Source organism: Citrobacter sp. Cb041, assembly GCF_030336655.1.
GTDB lineage: Bacteria > Pseudomonadota > Gammaproteobacteria > Enterobacterales > Enterobacteriaceae > Citrobacter > Citrobacter braakii.
The window spans coordinates 120243-137790 of sequence record NZ_JAOWDD010000038.1; the positions used below are offsets into that span (position 1 = coordinate 120243).

Below are 17548 nucleotides of genomic sequence, written 5' to 3' on the forward strand. Positions count from 1 at the left end.
TCAGTCCGCCAACTCCAGAATTCTTACCACCAACTGCGAGAAGCTCAGGCCCGCCTGACGCGCCGCCATCGGCACCAGGCTGTGGCTGGTCATACCCGGAGAGGTATTCGCTTCCAGCAGATAAAACTGGCCATCGCTGTCCAGCATGACGTCAATGCGACCCCAACCTTTACAGCCCAATGCAGTCCACGCTTTCAGGACTAATTCCTGTAAAAGGGCCTCTTGTTCGACTTCCAGACCAGCAGGGCAGAAATATTGTGTCTCATCAGAGAGATACTTCGCCTCATAATCATAGAAGGTTCCCGCGGGTTGGATACGTATTGACGGTAAAATTTCTTCGCCAAGTATCGCAACTGTAAATTCCGGGCCACTGAGCCATTTTTCAATCAGTACTTCTTCATCATGCTGAAAAGCCAATGCTAATGCACCCTGCAAAGCATTTTCTTCTTCAACTTTTGACATCCCTACGCTGGAACCTTCACGGCTTGGCTTTACAATCAACGGCAAGCCTAACGCAGAAATTTTTGTAACTGCTTCATCGCTAAGACCTTTTTCGAACTCAGCGCGGGTCAGCGCAACCCATGGGGCGACGGGTAAACCTGCGCCCTGCCACAGCAACTTGCTGCGCAGTTTGTCCATTGAAATCGCGGAAGCCATGACGCCGCTGCCGGTATACGGCAGGCCAATCAGCTCCAGCATGCCCTGCAATGTGCCATCTTCACCGCCACGACCGTGCAGCGCAATAAACACCTTCTGAAACCCCATAGATTTCAGAAGAGTGACATCGACCTCTTTAGGGTCAACCGGATGGGCATCTACACCACCTTCGCGTAACCCTGCCAATACGGCCGCGCCTGAATTCAGCGATACTTCACGCTCAGCGGAGGTTCCCCCTAACAGGACCGCGATTTTATCAGCCATGTTGTTCTTCCTCCGGGTTTTGCGGCTTCAGTTTGATTTCAGCTAAGGAACGCGCGATTTTGCCGATATTTCCAGCGCCCTGCACCAAAATCAGATCGTTGCCGGTTAATACGGGTGCCAGCATTTCTGCCACCTGGGCCGGATCGGATACCAGAATCGGATCGATCTTACCGCGGCCACGAATCGTACGGCACAACGAGCGGCTGTCGGCACCCGGAATCGCGGCTTCGCCCGCGGCATACACATCCAGCATCAACAGCGCATCGACCTGGGTCAGCACGTTGGCAAAGTCGTCGTACAGATCGCGAGTACGCGTAAAACGGTGCGGCTGGAACAGCATCACCAGGTTTTTGTCCGGCCAACCCGCGCGCGCGGCTTTAATCGTAGCGTCCACTTCCGTTGGGTGGTGGCCATAATCATCAACCAGCATCGCGGTCCCGGCTTTACCGTTCACCGGCTCAAGCGGGAATTCGCCGAGGAAGTCAAAACGACGTCCGGTACCCTGGAAACTTTCCAGCGCGCGCAGAATAGCGTCGTCTTCAATACCTTCTTCCGTCGCGACCGCCACTGCCGCCGCCGCGTTCAGTGCATTGTGACGACCCGGCGCGTTTAACGTAACTCGTAAATCGGCCATCCCCTGACGCACCAGCGTGAAGTGTCCTTGTGGACCAATCTGCTGGTAATCTTCAACGCGCACATCGGCATCATCACTGAAACCATAGGTTGTGGTTTGACGCCCAACTCGCGGTAACAGTTCGCGGATCACCGGATCGTCAACGCACATCACCGCACGACCATAAAACGGCAAGTTATGCAGGAAATTAATAAACGTCTGCTTTAAATTTTCGAAGTCGCCATGGTAGGTATCCATGTGGTCAGCTTCGATATTGGTGACAATCGCCACCATCGGCTGCAAATGTAGGAACGACGCGTCGCTCTCATCCGCTTCAGCAATCAAATAACGGCTATGACCCAGGCGCGCATGCACGCCTGCAGCCTTCACCAGACCGCCGTTGACAAAAGTGGGATCCAGACCCGCTTCCGCGTAGATGCTGGAGACCATTGCCGTAGTCGTGGTTTTACCGTGCGTCCCGGCAATAGCAATACCGTGACGAAAACGCATTAACTCCGCCAGCATTTCAGCACGACGAATCACCGGAATACGTGCTTCATGCGCTGCAACAATTTCCGGGTTATCCGCAGAAATAGCGCTGGATACCACCACCACGCTCGCATCGCGCACGTTTTCCGGGCGATGGTTGAAGAAAATCGTGGCCCCCAGATTCGTCAACTGCTGCGTCACAGGATTCGGCGCTAAGTCAGAACCGCTGATCTGATAACCTTCATTGGCCAAAACTTCGGCAATACCGCCCATACCAGCACCACCGATGCCGACAAAGTGAATGTGCCGAACGCGACGCATTTCGGGCACGATGGAACGCAGTTTTGCCAGTTGTTGTGTATTCATTCTTTAGCCATTAACTTCTTAGTTCATGCGATGCAAAAGGCATCACCACAATTACGCCCGGGCAGCCCGGCTCACTTCATTTGCAACGCGCTCTGTGGCATCCGGTATGGATGCGGCGCGCGCACGTTCTGCCATGGTTAATAACGTTTCTCGCGACCACCCGGCAAGGGTGCTGGCGACGGCATCCACAGTAAACTGCGGCTGCTCCAGAATTTTGGCGGCGCCCGCTTTCTCCAGCGGCAGCGCATTCCAATACTGCTGTCTGTCTTTGTGCTGGAACGGCACAAACAGCGCAGGCAAACCCGCGGCGGCAATTTCGCTCACCGTCAGCGCGCCTGAGCGACAAACCACGACATCAGCCCACGCGTAGGCCGCTGCCATATCATCAATAAACTCAGTGACCTTGTGCTGCGGTTGTCCCGCGTCGGCATACGCCTGTTCAACGGTCTGCTGCGCGCCTTTGCCGCTCTGATGCCAGATAGTCACCGCGTCGCCAAGCTTTGCGGCAACCTGCGGCATCGTCTGGTTCAGTACGCGTGCGCCCTGAGATCCCCCGACGACCAATACACGAACCGGACCTTCACGCCCGGCCAGGCGCACTTTTGGCAACGGCAGCGCCAGCACGTCAGTGCGCACCGGGTTGCCCACCACTTCCGCATTCGGGAAAGCGCCAGGAAAAGCCTGCATCACCGTAGTGGCAATCTTCGCCAGCCATTTGTTAGTTAATCCCGCAATGCCGTTCTGCTCATGCAGTACAACCGGAATACCTAATGACCAGGCCGCCAGACCGCCAGGGCCAGACACGTAGCCGCCCATACCCAGCACCACATCGGGTTTAAACTGCTTCATGATGGCGCGCGCCTGACGCCAGGCATTAAAAATACGCACAGGTGCAGCCAGCAGCGCATTGACGCCTTTGCCACGCAAACCGGAGATGCGAATAAAGTCAATTTCAATGCCGTGTTTTGGCACTAAGTCCGCTTCCATACGATCGGCGGTGCCCAGCCAACGAACCTGCCAGCCCTGGGCCATTAAATGGTGCGCGACCGCCAGCCCCGGGAACACATGCCCGCCGGTACCGCCTGCCATCACCATTAACCGCTTCGGTTGACCACTCATCGTGCACCTCGTGTAAACGCCTGGGCTTTTTCCAGACGCGTTTCATAATCAATACGTAACAAAAACATGATGGCCGTCGACATAATCAACAAACTTGAACCACCATAACTGATCAGCGGCAGCGTCAGACCTTTGGTTGGCAGCATACCCGCAGCCGCACCGACGTTTACCAGTGCCTGGAAGCTAAACCAGATCCCGATAGAGCAGGCTAAAAAGCCTGAAAAACGGTGGTCAATTTCCAACGCCTTACGGCCAATCGACATCGCGCGAAAAGCGACGAAGAATACCATTAAAAGTGCCAATACCACACCGATATAACCCAGCTCTTCCCCAATGATGGCGAAGATGAAGTCGGTGTGCGCTTCTGGTAAATACTCCAGTTTTTGGACTGAATTACCTAAGCCCTGCCCCCAAACCTCACCGCGACCAAAGGCCATCAGGGATTGCGTCAGCTGGTAGCCACTGCCGAACGGATCTTCCCATGGGTTCCAGAAAGAGGTTACGCGGCGAATACGATACGGTTCGGCAAGGATCAGCAGCACGACCGCTGAAATCCCCATGCCGATAATGGCAATGAACTGCCACAGTTTCGCTCCGGCGAGAAACAGCATCGCCAGAGTAGTGACGAACAGCACCACCACCGTACCAAGGTCAGGCTGTGCCAGCAGTAAAATAGCCAGTACCAGGATCACGCCCATCGGTTTTAAGAAACCGCGCAGGTTGTTACGCACTTCATCAACTTTACGCACCAGGTAGTTGGCGAGGTAACAGAACAGCGACAGCTTGGTAAATTCCGCAGGCTGAATACGCAGCGGCCCCAGCGCAATCCAGCGCGACGCCCCGTTAACGGAGCTACCCACCACCAGCACAATCAGCAGCATGATGATCGAGGCTATCAGCATCGTCGTACTGTACTTTTGCCAGAACTCCATCGGCAGACGCAGCGTCACCATCGCCAGGCAGAAGGCGAGGAAGATGTACAGTGCATCACGCTTAGCAAACAGGAAAGGATCGCCCGCCAGGCGTTGCCCTACGGGCATCGATGCCGATGTCACCATCACAAAACCGATCGCTGCCAGACCAAAGGTCAACCACAGCAGCATGCGGTCATACATGATCAGGCTATCCGCGTCTTTATCACGCGAAGCCATCACCCAGCCTTTAAGTGCCGCGAAGACCCACGCCAGGATACCCAGTCCCGGTAAGCGCGGCATTCTCAGACGAGGGAGAGATAAGCGCATCAACCCAACTCCTTCGCCAGGCGGGTAAAGACGTCACCGCGTTGCTCAAAGTTCTTGAACTGGTCGAGGCTGGCACAGGCGGGCGACAACAGCACCATATCGCCCGGCTTCACGCGCGGTGCGAGCAGACGCATTGCCTGCTCCATGGTTTCAGTTTGTTCCGTAACGTCAGGTCGCAGAGCGGCAAGCTGCGCGCCATCGCGACCAAAGCAATACAGACGAACGTTGTCGCCGGTCAGGTATCGTTGCAGCGGCGTAAAGTCAGCGGATTTCCCGTCTCCCCCCAGCAACAGGTGCAACGTACCGTCAACGTGCAGGCCATTCAGCGCGGCTTCAGTGCTGCCGACGTTGGTGGCTTTAGAATCGTTAATCCAGCGCACGCCGTTGTGCTCAAGCACAGTCTGAAAACGGTGCGCCAGACCGGTAAACGTGGTGAGCGCTTTCAGGCTCGACGCCCGCGGCAGACCCGCAGCATCCGCCAGCGCCAGCGCAGCCAGGGCGTTGGTATAGTTATGCTGACCGGAAAGCGTCATCTCTTTTACGTTAAGGACTTTTTCACCCTTCACTCGCAGCCAGGTTTCGCCCTGCTGACGGTTCAGGTGATAGTCACCCATGTTGATGCCAAAGCTCACGCAACGCTCATCCGCCCCGCGAACCGGCATGGTCAGCGCATCATCAGCGTTGACCACACACACTTTCGCGTTTTCATAGACGCGCAGTTTGGCCGCACGGTACTGCTGCAAGCCAAACGGATATCTGTCCATATGGTCTTCGGTGACGTTCAAAATGGTAGCGGCTACGGCTTGTAAGCTGGAGGTCGTTTCCAGTTGGAAGCTCGACAGTTCCAGAACATACAGCTCACGTTCGTCATCCAGCAGCATCAGCGCGGGCAGGCCAATATTACCGCCAACCCCCACGTTCACACCGGCCGCTTTCGCCATCTCACCTACCAGCGTAGTGACTGTGCTTTTCCCGTTGGAACCGGTGATCGCGACGATCGGTGCCTGTGCTTCGCGACAGAACAGCTCAATGTCGCCGACAATTTCAATTCCCGCATCGGCGGCGGCGCTCAACGAAGGATGCGCCAGGGCAATACCAGGGCTGGCGACAATAAGATCAGCGGCCAGCAGCCAGTCATCATTCAGGCTGCCAACATGACGCTCAACCGCTTCCGGTAATTTGTCCAGGCCCGGCGGCGTCGCGCGGGTATCCATTACGCGCGGCGTCACGCCACGCGCCAGGAAGAAATCCACGCAGGACAGCCCGGTCAAACCCAGACCGATAATGACGACTTTTTTACCCTGGTAATCAGCCATGATTAACGTACCTTCAGCGTTGCCAGGCCAATCAGCACCAGCATCAGCGAAATAATCCAGAAGCGCACAATTACGCGCGGTTCCGGCCAGCCTTTCAGTTCATAGTGATGGTGGATCGGCGCCATACGGAAGATGCGCTGTCCGCGCAGCTTAAAGGAGCCAACCTGCAAAATGACCGACAGTGTTTCTACGACGAATACACCGCCCATGATCACCAGCAGGAACTCCTGACGCAGCAGCACGGCAATAATGCCCAGCGCGCCGCCCAGCGCCAGCGATCCGACGTCGCCCATAAAGACCTGCGCCGGATAGGTGTTAAACCACAAGAAGCCTAACCCCGCACCGACAATTGCCGTACAGACGATCACCAATTCGCCGGCATGACGTAAATAGGGAATATGCAGATAGTTGGCGAAGTTCATGTTACCGGTCGCCCACGCTACCAACGCAAAACCTGCGGCCACAAACACGGTCGGCATAATCGCCAGACCATCCAGACCATCGGTGAGGTTGACCGCGTTGCCAGTACCCACAATCACGAAGTACGCCAGCAGCACGTAGAACAGCCCCAACTGCGGCATCACGTCTTTAAAGAACGGCACCACCAGCTCAGTGGCCGGGGTATCTTTACCAGCCAGATACAGGGCAAAGGCCACGCCCAGCGCAATCACCGACATCCAGAAGTATTTCCAGCGCGCGATCAGGCCCTTGGTGTCTTTGCGTACCACTTTGCGGTAGTCATCGACAAAACCGATAATGCCGTAACCGACCAATACCACCAGCACGCACCATACGTACGGGTTCGACGGGTATGCCCACAGCAGTACGGAGATAACAATCGCGGTGAGGATCATAATCCCGCCCATGGTCGGCGTACCGCGTTTACTGAAGTGTGATTCAGGACCGTCGTTACGCACGACCTGTCCAAAGGACATTTTTTGCAAGCGGGCGATCATGCGCGGGCCCATCCACAAAGAGATGAACAGCGCGGTCAGCAGGCTGACGATGGCGCGAAACGTCAGATAGGAAAAGACGTTAAAGCCGGAATAATATTTGACCAAATGTTCGGCCAGCCAAACTAACATGTCCCATTCTCCTGTAATGCGCGTACTACCTCTTCCATGGCGGCACTACGTGAACCCTTCACTAAAATCGTCATAATCTGATGTTCTGCAATCAGCGCCTTAAGATGCGCGGTCAACGCGGTTTTATCCGCAAAATGCTCACCCACACCGCTGGCATGGCTAATTGCCTGACTCAGTTTCCCTGTACTCAGCACACGGTCGATACCTGCAGCCTTCGCAGCTTCACCCACCTGTACGTGGCATGCTTCGCTTTCCGCACCAAGCTCTGCCATATCGCCAACGACCAGCACGCGGTAGCCCGGCATTTCGGACAGCACGTTTACCGCTGCGGTCATTGACCCGACATTTGCGTTATAGGAGTCATCCAGCAGTAGCTGATTTTCTGCCAGTTGAATCGGGAACAGACGCCCCGGTACCGCTTGCAGTTCCTTCAGACCCGCTTTAATCGCTTCGTGCGTCGCGCCTACCGCCATAGAGAGCGCAGCCGCCGCCAGGGCGTTAGCAATATTGTGACGACCCGGCAACGGCAGCAGAACATCAATGCTTCCGGTTGGCGTTTGCAGAGAAAACTCTGTGCCGTGTGAAGTCACATGAACATTGGCCGCCGAAAAGTCGCTGTTGGCCGCATTCGGGGAGAAGCGCCAGACTTTGCGATCGCCGATAATGCTCTGCCAGTTCAGCCAGTCGTTATTGTCGGCATTCATAATGGCGATTCCGTTCGCTGGCAGGCCGGTAAAAATCTCACCTTTTGCCTTCGCAACGCCCGCCAGTGAACCAAAGCCTTCCAGATGCGCGGCCGCCAGGTTATTCACCAGCGCCGCTTCCGGACGCGTCAGACCAACGGTCCAGGCGATTTCGCCCTGATGATTAGCGCCAAGCTCAATCACGGCATAGTCGTAATCGTTGTTTAAGCGCAACAGCGTCATCGGTACGCCGATGTCGTTATTCAGGTTGCCCGCGGTATATAAGGTGTTGCCACACTGACTCAGAATGGATGCGGTCATCTCTTTGACGGACGTTTTACCGGAAGAGCCGGTCAGCGCGACAACGCGCGCCGGAACCTGAGCGCGAACCCACGCCGCCAGCTCGCCAAACGCGAGGCGTGTATCTTTCACAATCAGTTGCGGCAGATCGATATCCAGCGGACGGCTGACCAGCAGCGCACCCGCCCCGCTCTCTTGCGCCTTGTCTGCGAAATCGTGGGCATCAAAGCGTTCGCCTTTCAGCGCAACAAACAGGCAGCCCGGCGTAACTTTACGCGTATCGGTTGTCACTGCATCAAGAGTCAGATCGGCTCCTTTCAGTTCGCCGCGGAGGATCTCCGCCAGTTGGCTGAGCGTTACGCTAATCATGCGATTACTCCCAGCAGACGCGCTGCCGTAACGCGGTCAGAATAGTCGAGGCGCTGCGAGCCAACGATCTGGTAGTCTTCGTGACCTTTCCCGGCCACCAGCACCACGTCGTTTTCTTTCGCCTGCATAATGGCGTTTGTCACAGCCTCTGCGCGACCTTCCATCACTTTCGCCTGTCCGGCATCCAGCATACCCGCCAGAATGTCGTTAATAATGGCGCGCGGCTCTTCGGTACGCGGGTTGTCATCGGTCACCACGACAACATCAGCAAACTGCTCGGCAATCGCGCCCATCAACGGACGTTTGCCTTTGTCGCGATCGCCGCCGCAACCAAAGACGCACCACAGTTTGCCAGTACAGTGCAGACGTGCCGCCTGCAGCGCTTTTTCCAGCGCATCTGGCGTATGGGCATAATCAACCACAACGGTGGTTTTACCCGGCGCGCTGAACACTTCCATGCGCCCACAAACCGGCTGTAATTGTGTCGCCGTTTTCAGTAAATCAGCTAACGGATATCCCAACGCCAGCAGCGTTGCCAGCGCCAACAGCAGATTGCTGACGTTAAACGCGCCCATCAGGCGACTTTCAATTTCGCCGTCACCCCATGAGGAGGTAAAACGAATCGTTGCCCCGCTGTCGTGATAATTCACGTCAATCGCCTTTAACCAACGACCGTGACAGTTCGGGTTGATGTGATCTTCCATCGATACGGCAACCGCATCCGGAAGTTTGGCCAACCAGCGACGACCGACTTCATCATCCGCATTAACGATGGCCTGGCCGCAATGGTGCGTGGAATACAGCAGCCATTTCGCGGCTTCGTAATGTTCCATGTCGCCGTGGTAATCAAGATGGTCACGGCTTAAGTTGGTAAATACTGATGCGGCAAACTTCAGCGCCGCCACGCGATGCTGAACCAGACCGTGTGAAGACACTTCCATCGCGCCAACCGTTGCGCCTTGTGCAACCAGCCCTGCCAGCACATGCTGGACATCAACGGCTGAGCCGGTGGTATTTTCCGTCGGGATCACTTTGCCCAGCAGGCCATTGCCGACTGTTCCCATCACCGCGCTGGTTTCGCCAAGCAGTTGGCTCCACTGTGCCAGCAATTGGGTAGTGGTGGTTTTACCGTTGGTCCCGGTCACGCCGACCAGTCGCATTTTTTCAGAAGGCTCGTGGTAAAAGCGGCCCGCCAGTGCAGATAAACGTTCGTTAAGCTGACTGAGATAGATAACTGGAACGCCGTGCATTTCACGGATTTCACCGTCAGTAGCTTCATCTTTTGCTTCTGCAATAATGGCAGCCACACCTTGCGCTATCGCCTGCGGGATATACCGACGCCCGTCCGCCTGATGACCCAATACTGCGACAAAGAGATCGCCCGATGCAGCCATACGGCTGTCGAGCGTCATCTCCCGCAGTGCTCGCTCCGGTGCACCCGGCACCCATGGAGCAAGAAGGTCGCGCAAATTACGATCTGCCACCTGTTGCCTCGCCTTGATTATTCACAAATTCATTTTTATCGCCCGTTGTCAGCGCATCCGGTTCGATGTTCATGGTGCGCAGTACGCCGCCCATGATGGCACCAAAGACCGGCGCGGAAACGGCGCCACCGTAGTATTTACCCGCCTGCGGATCGTTGATAACAACAACCAGCGCGAAGCGCGGCTGACTCGCAGGCGCAACGCCTGCGGTATAAGCAATGTATTTGTTGATGTAGCGGCCATCCGGCCCTACTTTCTTCGCCGTACCGGTTTTAATGGCGATACGATAGCCTTTAATCGCCGCCTTCACGCCGCCGCCGCCGGGCAGCGCCACGCTTTCCATCATGTGCACCACGGTACGCACGGTTGATTCCGGGAAGATACGCTCGCCCGGAACAGGAGGGTCAACTTTGGTGATCGACAGTGGCCGATAAACGCCATAGCTGCCGATCGTTGCATAGACTCGCGCTAACTGTAACGGCGTTACCATTAGCCCATAGCCGAAAGAGAAGGTGGCCCTCTCTATGTCAGACCACCGTTGTTTTTGAGGATATAAGCCACTGCGTTCTCCGACCAACCCCAAATTGGTCGCTTTTCCCAGCCCAAAACGTGAGTAAGTGTCTACTAACGCTGAGGACGGCATCGCTAACGCCAGCTTGGAAACACCGACGTTACTCGACTTCTGCAAAACCCCGGTGAGGGTCAATTCGCTATAACGCGCCACGTCTTTGATTTCATGGCCATTAATTCGGTAAGGGATAGTGTTAAGTACGGTATTTTCGCGAACCACGCCACGCTGCAGCGCCGTCATCACCACCATCGGTTTAACGGTGGAACCCGGTTCAAACACGTCGGTAATCGTACGGTTACGCATCGCATCCTTCGGCGTACCGGTGAGATTGTTCGGGTTGTAGGACGGGCTGTTGGCCATCGCCAGCACTTCACCGGTGTTCACATCCACCAGTACCGCACTGCCTGACTCCGCCTTGTTAAACGCCACGGCGTTATTCAGTTCACGGTAGACCAGCGCCTGTAAACGCTCATCGATACTCAGCGCAAGGTTATGCGCCGCCTGGCTGTCGGTAGAGGAAATATCCTCAATGACGCGGCCATAACGGTCTTTACGTACAATGCGTTCGCCCGGTTGCCCGGTGAGCCATTTATCGAAGCTCTTCTCAACGCCTTCAATCCCCTGGCTGTCGACGTTAGTAAAACCGATAAGGTGAGCGGTCACTTCTCCGGAAGGATAGTAACGGCGGGATTCTTCGCGCAGGTGAATGCCTGGCAGCTTCAGTTTTTTGATGTAGTCAGCCATGTCAGGGTTTACCTGACGCGCCAGATAGATAAAGCGCCCTTTCGGGTTGGCGTTAATGCGGGAAGCCAGTTGATCGAGCGGGAGATTCAGCGCGGTCGACAGCGCTCTCCAGCGTTCACCAACGCTTACGCCGCCTGCGTCATGCACCTCTTTTGGGTCGGCCCAAATCGCCTTAACCGGAACGCTCACCGCCAGCGGACGACCTGAACGGTCAGTAATCATCCCGCGCGATGTGGACACTTCCTGTACGCGCAGAGAGCGCATGTCGCCCTGACGCACCAGCATGTCCGGCGCGATGATTTGCAGCCAGGCAACGCGCCCCAGCAGAAAACCCAGTGCCAGCAAAATACAGCCGCACAGTAACGCAAAACGCCAACTGATAAAGTTGGCTTGTTCTTCCTGGCGTTTTGGCTTGTGCGTTTTTGCCGCTGCTTTCATGCGTCGCGTTTATCCTTATTTTTGTACTACGATATTTTCTTGTGAGGGATCAACATGCTGCATTTGCAGCTTTTCCGTTGCGATCCGTTCAACACGGCTATGGTCGCCGAGCGCGTTCTCCTCAAGGATCAAGTTGCGCCATTCGATATCCAGCGCATCTCGCTCCAGAACCAGCTGCTCACGCTGCGCGGTCAGTAACCGCGTATGGTGTGCTGTTGTCACGACGGTAACCGCCGTCAAAATAATGCAAATGAACAGGCAGAGTGGCAGCTTCCCATACCGCAAAAGATCGTCACCGATCACGCCAGGCAAGGCATGGCGCTCGTTGCTTCCTATCGATCCTTTAACTTTGCTGAGGGCTTCTGTCACTCTGCTGATCATGCGTTCGTCCTCTCTGCAATACGCAGAACTGAACTACGGGCACGAGGATTTTCAGCTACCTCTTCTTCACCCGGCATCATCTTGCCTAGTGCTCTTAACTCACGGCCGCCCAGCTTTTTGATCTGCGCTTCGGTCATCGGTATTCCAGCCGGAACCTGAGGACCACGGCTTTGTTCGCGCATAAAGCGTTTCACAATGCGATCTTCAAGCGAATGGAAACTGATTACCGAAAGGCGACCACCTGGTGCCAGCACGCTGAGCGAGCTTTTTAGCGCCTGCTCTATCTCCTCCAGTTCACTGTTCACCCAAATGCGCACCGCCTGGAAGGTACGGGTCGCGGGATGTTTGAATTTGTCTTTCACCGGCATTGCCGCCGCAATCACTTCCGCCAGCTCTTTAGTGCGGGTCATCGGTTCGATGCGGTTGCGCTCTACGATGGCGCGAGCAATACGTTTGCCGAAGCGCTCTTCGCCAAAGGTTTTAATCACCCAGGCAATGTCTGCTTCATCGGCGGTTTGCAGCCATTCGGCCGCTGACTGACCGCGTGTTGGGTCCATACGCATATCTAACGGACCGTCACGCATAAATGAGAATCCGCGCTCAGCATCATCAAGCTGTGGAGAAGACACCCCAAGATCGAGAAGAATCCCGTCGATCTTACCGGTAAGTCCGCGCTCGGCGACATAATCAGCCAGCGCAGAAAAAGGACCATGGACGATGGAAAAACGGGGATCGGTAATCGTCTTTGCAACGGCAATCGCCTGCGGATCGCGATCGATGGCCAGTAAACGCCCCTCTTCGCCAAGTTGCGAGAGGATCAGACGTGAGTGACCACCGCGACCAAATGTCCCGTCAATGTAGATGCCGTCTGGACGAATATTCAGGCCGTTTACGGCTTCATCCAGCAACACCGTTGTATGTTTATAATTTTCCATCATTTTATAGAGACAAATCCTGCAATCGTTCCGACAGCGCGCCGGTAACAGACTGCTCAGCGTCGATATCTTCCTTGACCTGTTGATACCAGGTCGTTTCATCCCACAGCTCAAACTTATTGAACTGCCCAACCAGCATCACTTCTTTCGTTAGCCCTGCGTGTTGCCGCAGAATGGGCGCTATCAATAATCGACCAGCGCTATCCATCTGACATTCGCTAGCATGACCCAACAACAGGCGCTGTACGCGACGCTCAACTGGATTCATGCTCGACAGACGCGATAACTTCTGCTCGATAATTTCCCATTCAGGCAGGGGGTACAGCAGCAGGCACGGGTGATGGATGTCAATGGTACAAACCATTTGACCGGTAGCGCTCTCGAGCAGTTGATCCCGATAACGGGTAGGCACAGATAAGCGCCCTTTACTGTCGAGATTAACTAACGTTGCTCCCCGGAACATGCCAGCCTCACCCCCGATTACCACTTTATCCCACAAATTCCCACTTAAAGGAGTTTACGGAGCGGAGGAAAACCTTGTCAAGCAAGTCACGGCGCTTAGCGGAGCAAAAAACCCATTGTTTACGGCTAATATCAGCGTTGAACAAATTCCGTACAGCAAACGAAGCAAATTAACGTCATGAATATTTGTAAGAAAAAAATCCAACAACTCATGATTGTTTAAAACAACTGAATATCATCAAAAGAAAAATATAAAGTGTCAGTTTGCGACGCGAGCGGCATTTTAGGACAATATGCAGCGAGATAACAGTACCAGTTAATCAGTCTGTACGCCGCACAGGAGCGAGATAAGGGCGAGATTGCCGCAACACACCAGTAAAGTGTTTGTTAATTCGGCAAATCCCTACATGCTTGTAACAAAATAATACAACCGTAACGCATCGTTACGTCTCAATAACCCAAAAATGGATAGTTGCAGTTTTAATTCGGCATAATAGAAGAATCAATTTCAGATAATTCTAAAGAATATTCTTAATTATAATGCGGTTATTTCCGAGAACGGGATAATTGATGATGTCAGAGGCTTATCCGCCGACATCATCAATTGAGGCAACTTAGTTACGGCTTAGAATACCGCGACGGTACAGATTACGCCGTATACGCGTTAAACCTGGTTTGGGTTTACGCGGCTCATCCAGGCTTGCCAACACAATCTCCAGCACGCGTTCCGCGACATCTCGATGGCGCTGCGCCACCGCCAGAACCGGGCACTGCAGGAAGTCGAGCAGCTCGTGGTCGCCAAAAGTCGCAATCGCTAAATCAGACGGTAACTGCCCGTCGCGGCGCAGGGTCACATCCATCACCCCCTGCAACAGGGCAAACGACGTGGTAAACAGCGCCTGAGGCATTGGATGCGTTTCCAGCCATTTATCAAATAACTGCGCGGCCGCCTCCCGCTCATAGCTGTTGGCATAGAGAAAATGCACTTCACGCGGATCGTCCTTCCACGCGGTACGGAAACCCTGTTCGCGCAGGAAACTGACGGACAATTCAGGAAGCGCCCCCAGATAGAGCACGGTTTCAGCAGGGAATTTACGTAACTCCTCCGCCAGCATCTGCGCATCATCCTGGTCTGCGCCCACCACGCTGGTGAAATGTTCACGATCCAGCGCGCGATCCAGCGCCACAATCGGGAATGAACTGTTCGCCCAGCGCTGATAAAACGGATGTTCAGGCGGCAAGGAAGTCGAAACGATAATGGCATCAACCTGACGTTGTAAAAGATGCTCAATACAGCGCATTTCGTTATCCGGCTGATCTTCAGAGCAGGCAATCAGTAGTTGATACCCGCGCTGACGCGCCTGGCGCTCCAGATAGTTTGCGATCCGGGTATAGCTCGTGTTCTCGAGATCCGGGATCACCAGCCCGATAGAACGTGTGCGTCCAGCACGCAGCCCGGCCGCCACGGCATTCGGGTGGTAATTATGCTCACGCACCACCGCCATGACTTTCTCAACCGTTTTGTCGCTTACGCGGTATTGCTTTGCTTTGCCGTTAATAACGTAGCTTGCAGTCGTTCGCGAAACGCCGGCCAACCGAGCGATTTCATCCAGTTTCACAATTGCCCCTTGCGTAAAATGTACAAACCATAACCTTTAAGATGGCATGGGTTAAACTTCTTAACATCTAAGCGCAGAATAATGACTGCGGCAACCGCTTTTGTCTCTGGTTACTGCTGATTTCGCAAAAAAAAGCAACCGATAGCCAAGGCATCTCGCGTAGGTCAGGTAAGCGTTAGCGCATAATTTTATCGCCGCGGGAAAGCCCCACCACGCCGGAACGGGCTACTTCCACGATTTTGGCGACTTCCCGTAGCGTTGCCAGAAACGCATCCAGCTTATCGCTGGTGCCCGCCAGCTGTACGGTGTAGATCGACGGCGTAACATCGATGATTTGCCCACGGAATATCTCCGTGTTGCGTTTCACCTCTTCCCGGCCATAGCCGCTGGCCTGGATTTTCACCAGCATGATTTCTCGTTCAACGTGGGCGCCCTGCCCCAGTTCGCTGACGCGCAAAACATCCACCAGTTTGTGTAGCTGCTTTTCGATCTGCTCCAGGACTTTCTCATCCCCTACCGTTTGAATCGTCATTCGCGATAAGGTCGGGTCGTCAGTCGGCGCGACGGTCAGGCTTTCAATGTTGTATCCGCGCTGGGCGAAGAGGCCAATCACACGTGACAATGCACCCGACTCGTTTTCCAGCAATACTGATAATATCCGGCGCATAATCAGGTCCTCTCCGTTTTACTTAACCACATTTCGTCCATCCCGCCCCCACGAATCTGCATCGGATAGACATGCTCACTGCCGTCGACGGTGACATCAACAAACACCAGGCGATGGTTACGCACATGTTCCAGCGCTTCGCCCAGCTTGCTCTCCAGTTCGCCTGGATGATTAATCTGGATACCGATATGCCCATAAGCTTCAGCAAGGCGCACAAAATCAGGTAGCGACTGCATGTAAGACTGGGAGTGACGCCCGGAGTAAATCATGTCCTGCCACTGTTTGACCATGCCGAGATAGCGGTTGTTAAGGTTGAGCACCAGTACCGGTAGCTCATATTGCAGCGCCGTCGACAGTTCCTGGATGTTCATCTGAATGCTGCCATCCCCGGTAACGCACACCACTGTTTCATCCGGCAGCGCCATTTTCACCCCTAACGCCGCGGGTAAACCGAATCCCATGGTGCCGAGGCCGCCTGAGTTAATCCAGCGGCGTGGTTTATCGAACGGATAGTAAAGTGCGGCAAACATTTGATGCTGGCCAACGTCAGAGGTCACGTATGCATCCCCTTTCGTCAGACGCCAGATGGTTTCAATCACCGCCTGCGGTTTAATACTTTCACTTTGCGTGTCGTATTTCAGGCACTGACGAGCGCGCCAGTGTTCGATCTGTTGCCACCAGTCACGGTTATCATCCAGCGGCTGCTGCGATTTCTCCTGCGGCAGCAGTTCAAGCATCTGATCCAGCACCAGGCGAGCATCGCCCACAATCGGAATATCCGCAGTGACGGTTTTTGAAATAGAGGTCGGATCGATGTCGATATGCAGCACGGTCGCATTCGGGCAATATTTTGCCAGGTTATTGGTCGTTCGATCGTCAAAACGAACACCGACGGCAAAGATCACATCAGAATGATGCATGGTCATATTCGCTTCGTAAGTACCATGCATGCCCAACATTCCCAGCGCCTGGCGATGCGTGGCCGGAAACGCGCCTAACCCCATCAGCGAGGAGACAACCGGCAGATTAAGTGCTTCGGCAATTTGCCCCAGTTGTTCGTGACAGGCGGCATTCACCGCGCCACCACCAACATAGACAACCGGTTTCTTCGCCGCGACCAGCGTCTGCAAAGCACGTTTTATCTGTCCTTTGTGCCCGGTCGTTGTCGGGTTATACGAACGCATACTCACCGACTCCGGCCAGCTATAAGGCAGTTTTTTCGCCGGATTCAGAATATCTTTCGGCAAATCCACCACCACCGGCCCCGGACGACCGCTTGCCGCCAGCCAGAAGGCTTTTTTCAGCACCTGCGGGATATCTTCCGTTTGTTTAACCAGAAAACTGTGTTTTACCACCGGGCGGGATATACCCACCATGTCGCACTCCTGAAAGGCATCGTAGCCAATCAGGGAGGTGGCGACCTGGCCGGAGAGGATCACCAGCGGAATGGAATCCATATATGCCGTTGCAATCCCGGTGATCGCATTGGTTGCTCCTGGTCCGGAAGTGACCAAAACGACGCCCACTTCTCCTGTGGCACGCGCCAGGCCATCAGCCATATGTACCGCAGCTTGCTCATGACGGACTAACACATGATCAATACCGCCGACCGTATGCAATGCATCATAAATATCGAGGACGGCCCCCCCGGGATAACCGAATACCTGCTTCACACCCTGATCGATAAGCGATCGGACGACCATCTCGGCTCCAGACAACATCTCCATGGCTTGCCTCACTCTTAT

The 17548-nt window shown here is 54.7% G+C and carries 15 protein-coding genes; all 15 read right to left on the reverse strand.

The window, feature by feature from the left end; genetic code table 11:
- Window positions 1-921, reverse strand: a complete 921-nt coding sequence (locus OGV52_RS11980; RefSeq protein ID WP_103766831.1) for a D-alanine--D-alanine ligase — start codon at window positions 919-921, stop codon at window positions 1-3.
- Window positions 914-2389 (reverse strand): UDP-N-acetylmuramate--L-alanine ligase, encoded by a 1476-nt coding sequence (murC, locus tag OGV52_RS11985; protein WP_016151698.1) that lies wholly within the window; start codon window positions 2387-2389, stop codon window positions 914-916. The genes OGV52_RS11980 and murC overlap by 8 nt, the downstream gene beginning before the upstream one ends.
- 51 nt (window positions 2390-2440) lie before the next feature.
- Window positions 2441-3508 carry an undecaprenyldiphospho-muramoylpentapeptide beta-N-acetylglucosaminyltransferase gene (gene murG / locus OGV52_RS11990; RefSeq protein ID WP_049281563.1) on the reverse strand — a complete coding sequence of 356 codons (1068 nt, stop codon included), beginning with the start codon at window positions 3506-3508 and terminating at the stop codon, window positions 2441-2443.
- On the reverse strand, window positions 3505-4749 hold the full coding sequence (gene ftsW, locus OGV52_RS11995; RefSeq protein ID WP_016151696.1) for a cell division protein FtsW: 1245 nt from the start codon (window positions 4747-4749) through the stop codon (window positions 3505-3507). Before ftsW ends, murG begins: the two co-directional genes overlap by 4 nt.
- On the reverse strand, window positions 4749-6065 hold the full coding sequence (gene murD / locus OGV52_RS12000; RefSeq protein ID WP_200080189.1) for a UDP-N-acetylmuramoyl-L-alanine--D-glutamate ligase: 1317 nt from the start codon (window positions 6063-6065) through the stop codon (window positions 4749-4751). The genes ftsW and murD overlap by 1 nt, the downstream gene beginning before the upstream one ends.
- Before the next feature lie 2 nt (window positions 6066-6067).
- Window positions 6068-7150 carry a phospho-N-acetylmuramoyl-pentapeptide-transferase gene (gene mraY, locus OGV52_RS12005; protein WP_016151694.1) on the reverse strand — a complete coding sequence of 361 codons (1083 nt, stop codon included), beginning with the start codon at window positions 7148-7150 and terminating at the stop codon, window positions 6068-6070.
- Window positions 7144-8502: a UDP-N-acetylmuramoyl-tripeptide--D-alanyl-D-alanine ligase gene (gene murF / locus OGV52_RS12010; RefSeq protein WP_287108560.1), complete on the reverse strand. Its 1359-nt coding sequence runs from the start codon at window positions 8500-8502 to the stop codon at window positions 7144-7146. The genes mraY and murF overlap by 7 nt, the downstream gene beginning before the upstream one ends.
- Entirely contained in the window at window positions 8499-9986 is a 1488-nt protein-coding gene (gene murE, locus OGV52_RS12015; RefSeq protein ID WP_016151692.1) for a UDP-N-acetylmuramoyl-L-alanyl-D-glutamate--2,6-diaminopimelate ligase, read from the reverse strand. Before murE ends, murF begins: the two co-directional genes overlap by 4 nt.
- Entirely contained in the window at window positions 9973-11739 is a 1767-nt protein-coding gene (gene ftsI / locus OGV52_RS12020; RefSeq protein WP_016151691.1) for a peptidoglycan glycosyltransferase FtsI, read from the reverse strand. Before ftsI ends, murE begins: the two co-directional genes overlap by 14 nt.
- Window positions 11740-11754: 15 nt before the next feature.
- Window positions 11755-12120 (reverse strand): cell division protein FtsL, encoded by a 366-nt coding sequence (gene ftsL, locus OGV52_RS12025; protein WP_006686695.1) that lies wholly within the window; start codon window positions 12118-12120, stop codon window positions 11755-11757.
- Window positions 12117-13058 (reverse strand): 16S rRNA (cytosine(1402)-N(4))-methyltransferase RsmH, encoded by a 942-nt coding sequence (rsmH, locus tag OGV52_RS12030; RefSeq protein ID WP_016151690.1) that lies wholly within the window; start codon window positions 13056-13058, stop codon window positions 12117-12119. The genes ftsL and rsmH overlap by 4 nt, the downstream gene beginning before the upstream one ends.
- A gap of 1 nt (window position 13059) precedes the next feature.
- Window positions 13060-13518, reverse strand: a complete 459-nt coding sequence (gene mraZ / locus OGV52_RS12035) for a division/cell wall cluster transcriptional repressor MraZ (RefSeq protein ID WP_005124560.1) — start codon at window positions 13516-13518, stop codon at window positions 13060-13062.
- 613 nt (window positions 13519-14131) lie between these two features.
- Window positions 14132-15136 carry a catabolite repressor/activator gene (gene cra, locus OGV52_RS12040; protein WP_016151689.1) on the reverse strand — a complete coding sequence of 335 codons (1005 nt, stop codon included), beginning with the start codon at window positions 15134-15136 and terminating at the stop codon, window positions 14132-14134.
- Window positions 15137-15311: 175 nt separating this feature from the next.
- Window positions 15312-15803, reverse strand: coding sequence for an acetolactate synthase small subunit (ilvN, locus tag OGV52_RS12045; RefSeq protein ID WP_003829566.1), 492 nt, complete (start codon window positions 15801-15803; stop codon window positions 15312-15314).
- A gap of 2 nt (window positions 15804-15805) precedes the next feature.
- Window positions 15806-17530: an acetolactate synthase 3 large subunit gene (ilvI, locus tag OGV52_RS12050; RefSeq protein WP_016151688.1), complete on the reverse strand. Its 1725-nt coding sequence runs from the start codon at window positions 17528-17530 to the stop codon at window positions 15806-15808.
- Window positions 17531-17548 lie beyond the last annotated feature (18 nt).

Bases quoted from the DNA above. Each gene is read 5' to 3' on its own strand.
- ilvI (WP_016151688.1), bottom strand. From the start codon at position 17,530: ATGGAGATGTTGTCTGGAGCCGAGATGGTCGTCCGATCGCTTATCGAT.
- ftsW (WP_016151696.1), bottom strand. From the start codon at position 4,749: ATGCGCTTATCTCTCCCTCGTCTGAGAATGCCGCGCTTACCGGGACTG.
- ftsI (WP_016151691.1), bottom strand. From the start codon at position 11,739: ATGAAAGCAGCGGCAAAAACGCACAAGCCAAAACGCCAGGAAGAACAA.
- murG (WP_049281563.1), bottom strand. From the start codon at position 3,508: ATGAGTGGTCAACCGAAGCGGTTAATGGTGATGGCAGGCGGTACCGGC.
- OGV52_RS11980 (WP_103766831.1), bottom strand. From the start codon at position 921: ATGGCTGATAAAATCGCGGTCCTGTTAGGGGGAACCTCCGCTGAGCGT.
- murC (WP_016151698.1), bottom strand. From the start codon at position 2,389: ATGAATACACAACAACTGGCAAAACTGCGTTCCATCGTGCCCGAAATG.
- murD (WP_200080189.1), bottom strand. From the start codon at position 6,065: ATGGCTGATTACCAGGGTAAAAAAGTCGTCATTATCGGTCTGGGTTTG.
- ilvN (WP_003829566.1), bottom strand. From the start codon at position 15,803: ATGCGCCGGATATTATCAGTATTGCTGGAAAACGAGTCGGGTGCATTG.
- mraY (WP_016151694.1), bottom strand. From the start codon at position 7,150: ATGTTAGTTTGGCTGGCCGAACATTTGGTCAAATATTATTCCGGCTTT.
- mraZ (WP_005124560.1), bottom strand. From the start codon at position 13,518: ATGTTCCGGGGAGCAACGTTAGTTAATCTCGACAGTAAAGGGCGCTTA.
- murF (WP_287108560.1), bottom strand. From the start codon at position 8,502: ATGATTAGCGTAACGCTCAGCCAACTGGCGGAGATCCTCCGCGGCGAA.
- rsmH (WP_016151690.1), bottom strand. From the start codon at position 13,058: ATGATGGAAAATTATAAACATACAACGGTGTTGCTGGATGAAGCCGTA.
- ftsL (WP_006686695.1), bottom strand. From the start codon at position 12,120: ATGATCAGCAGAGTGACAGAAGCCCTCAGCAAAGTTAAAGGATCGATA.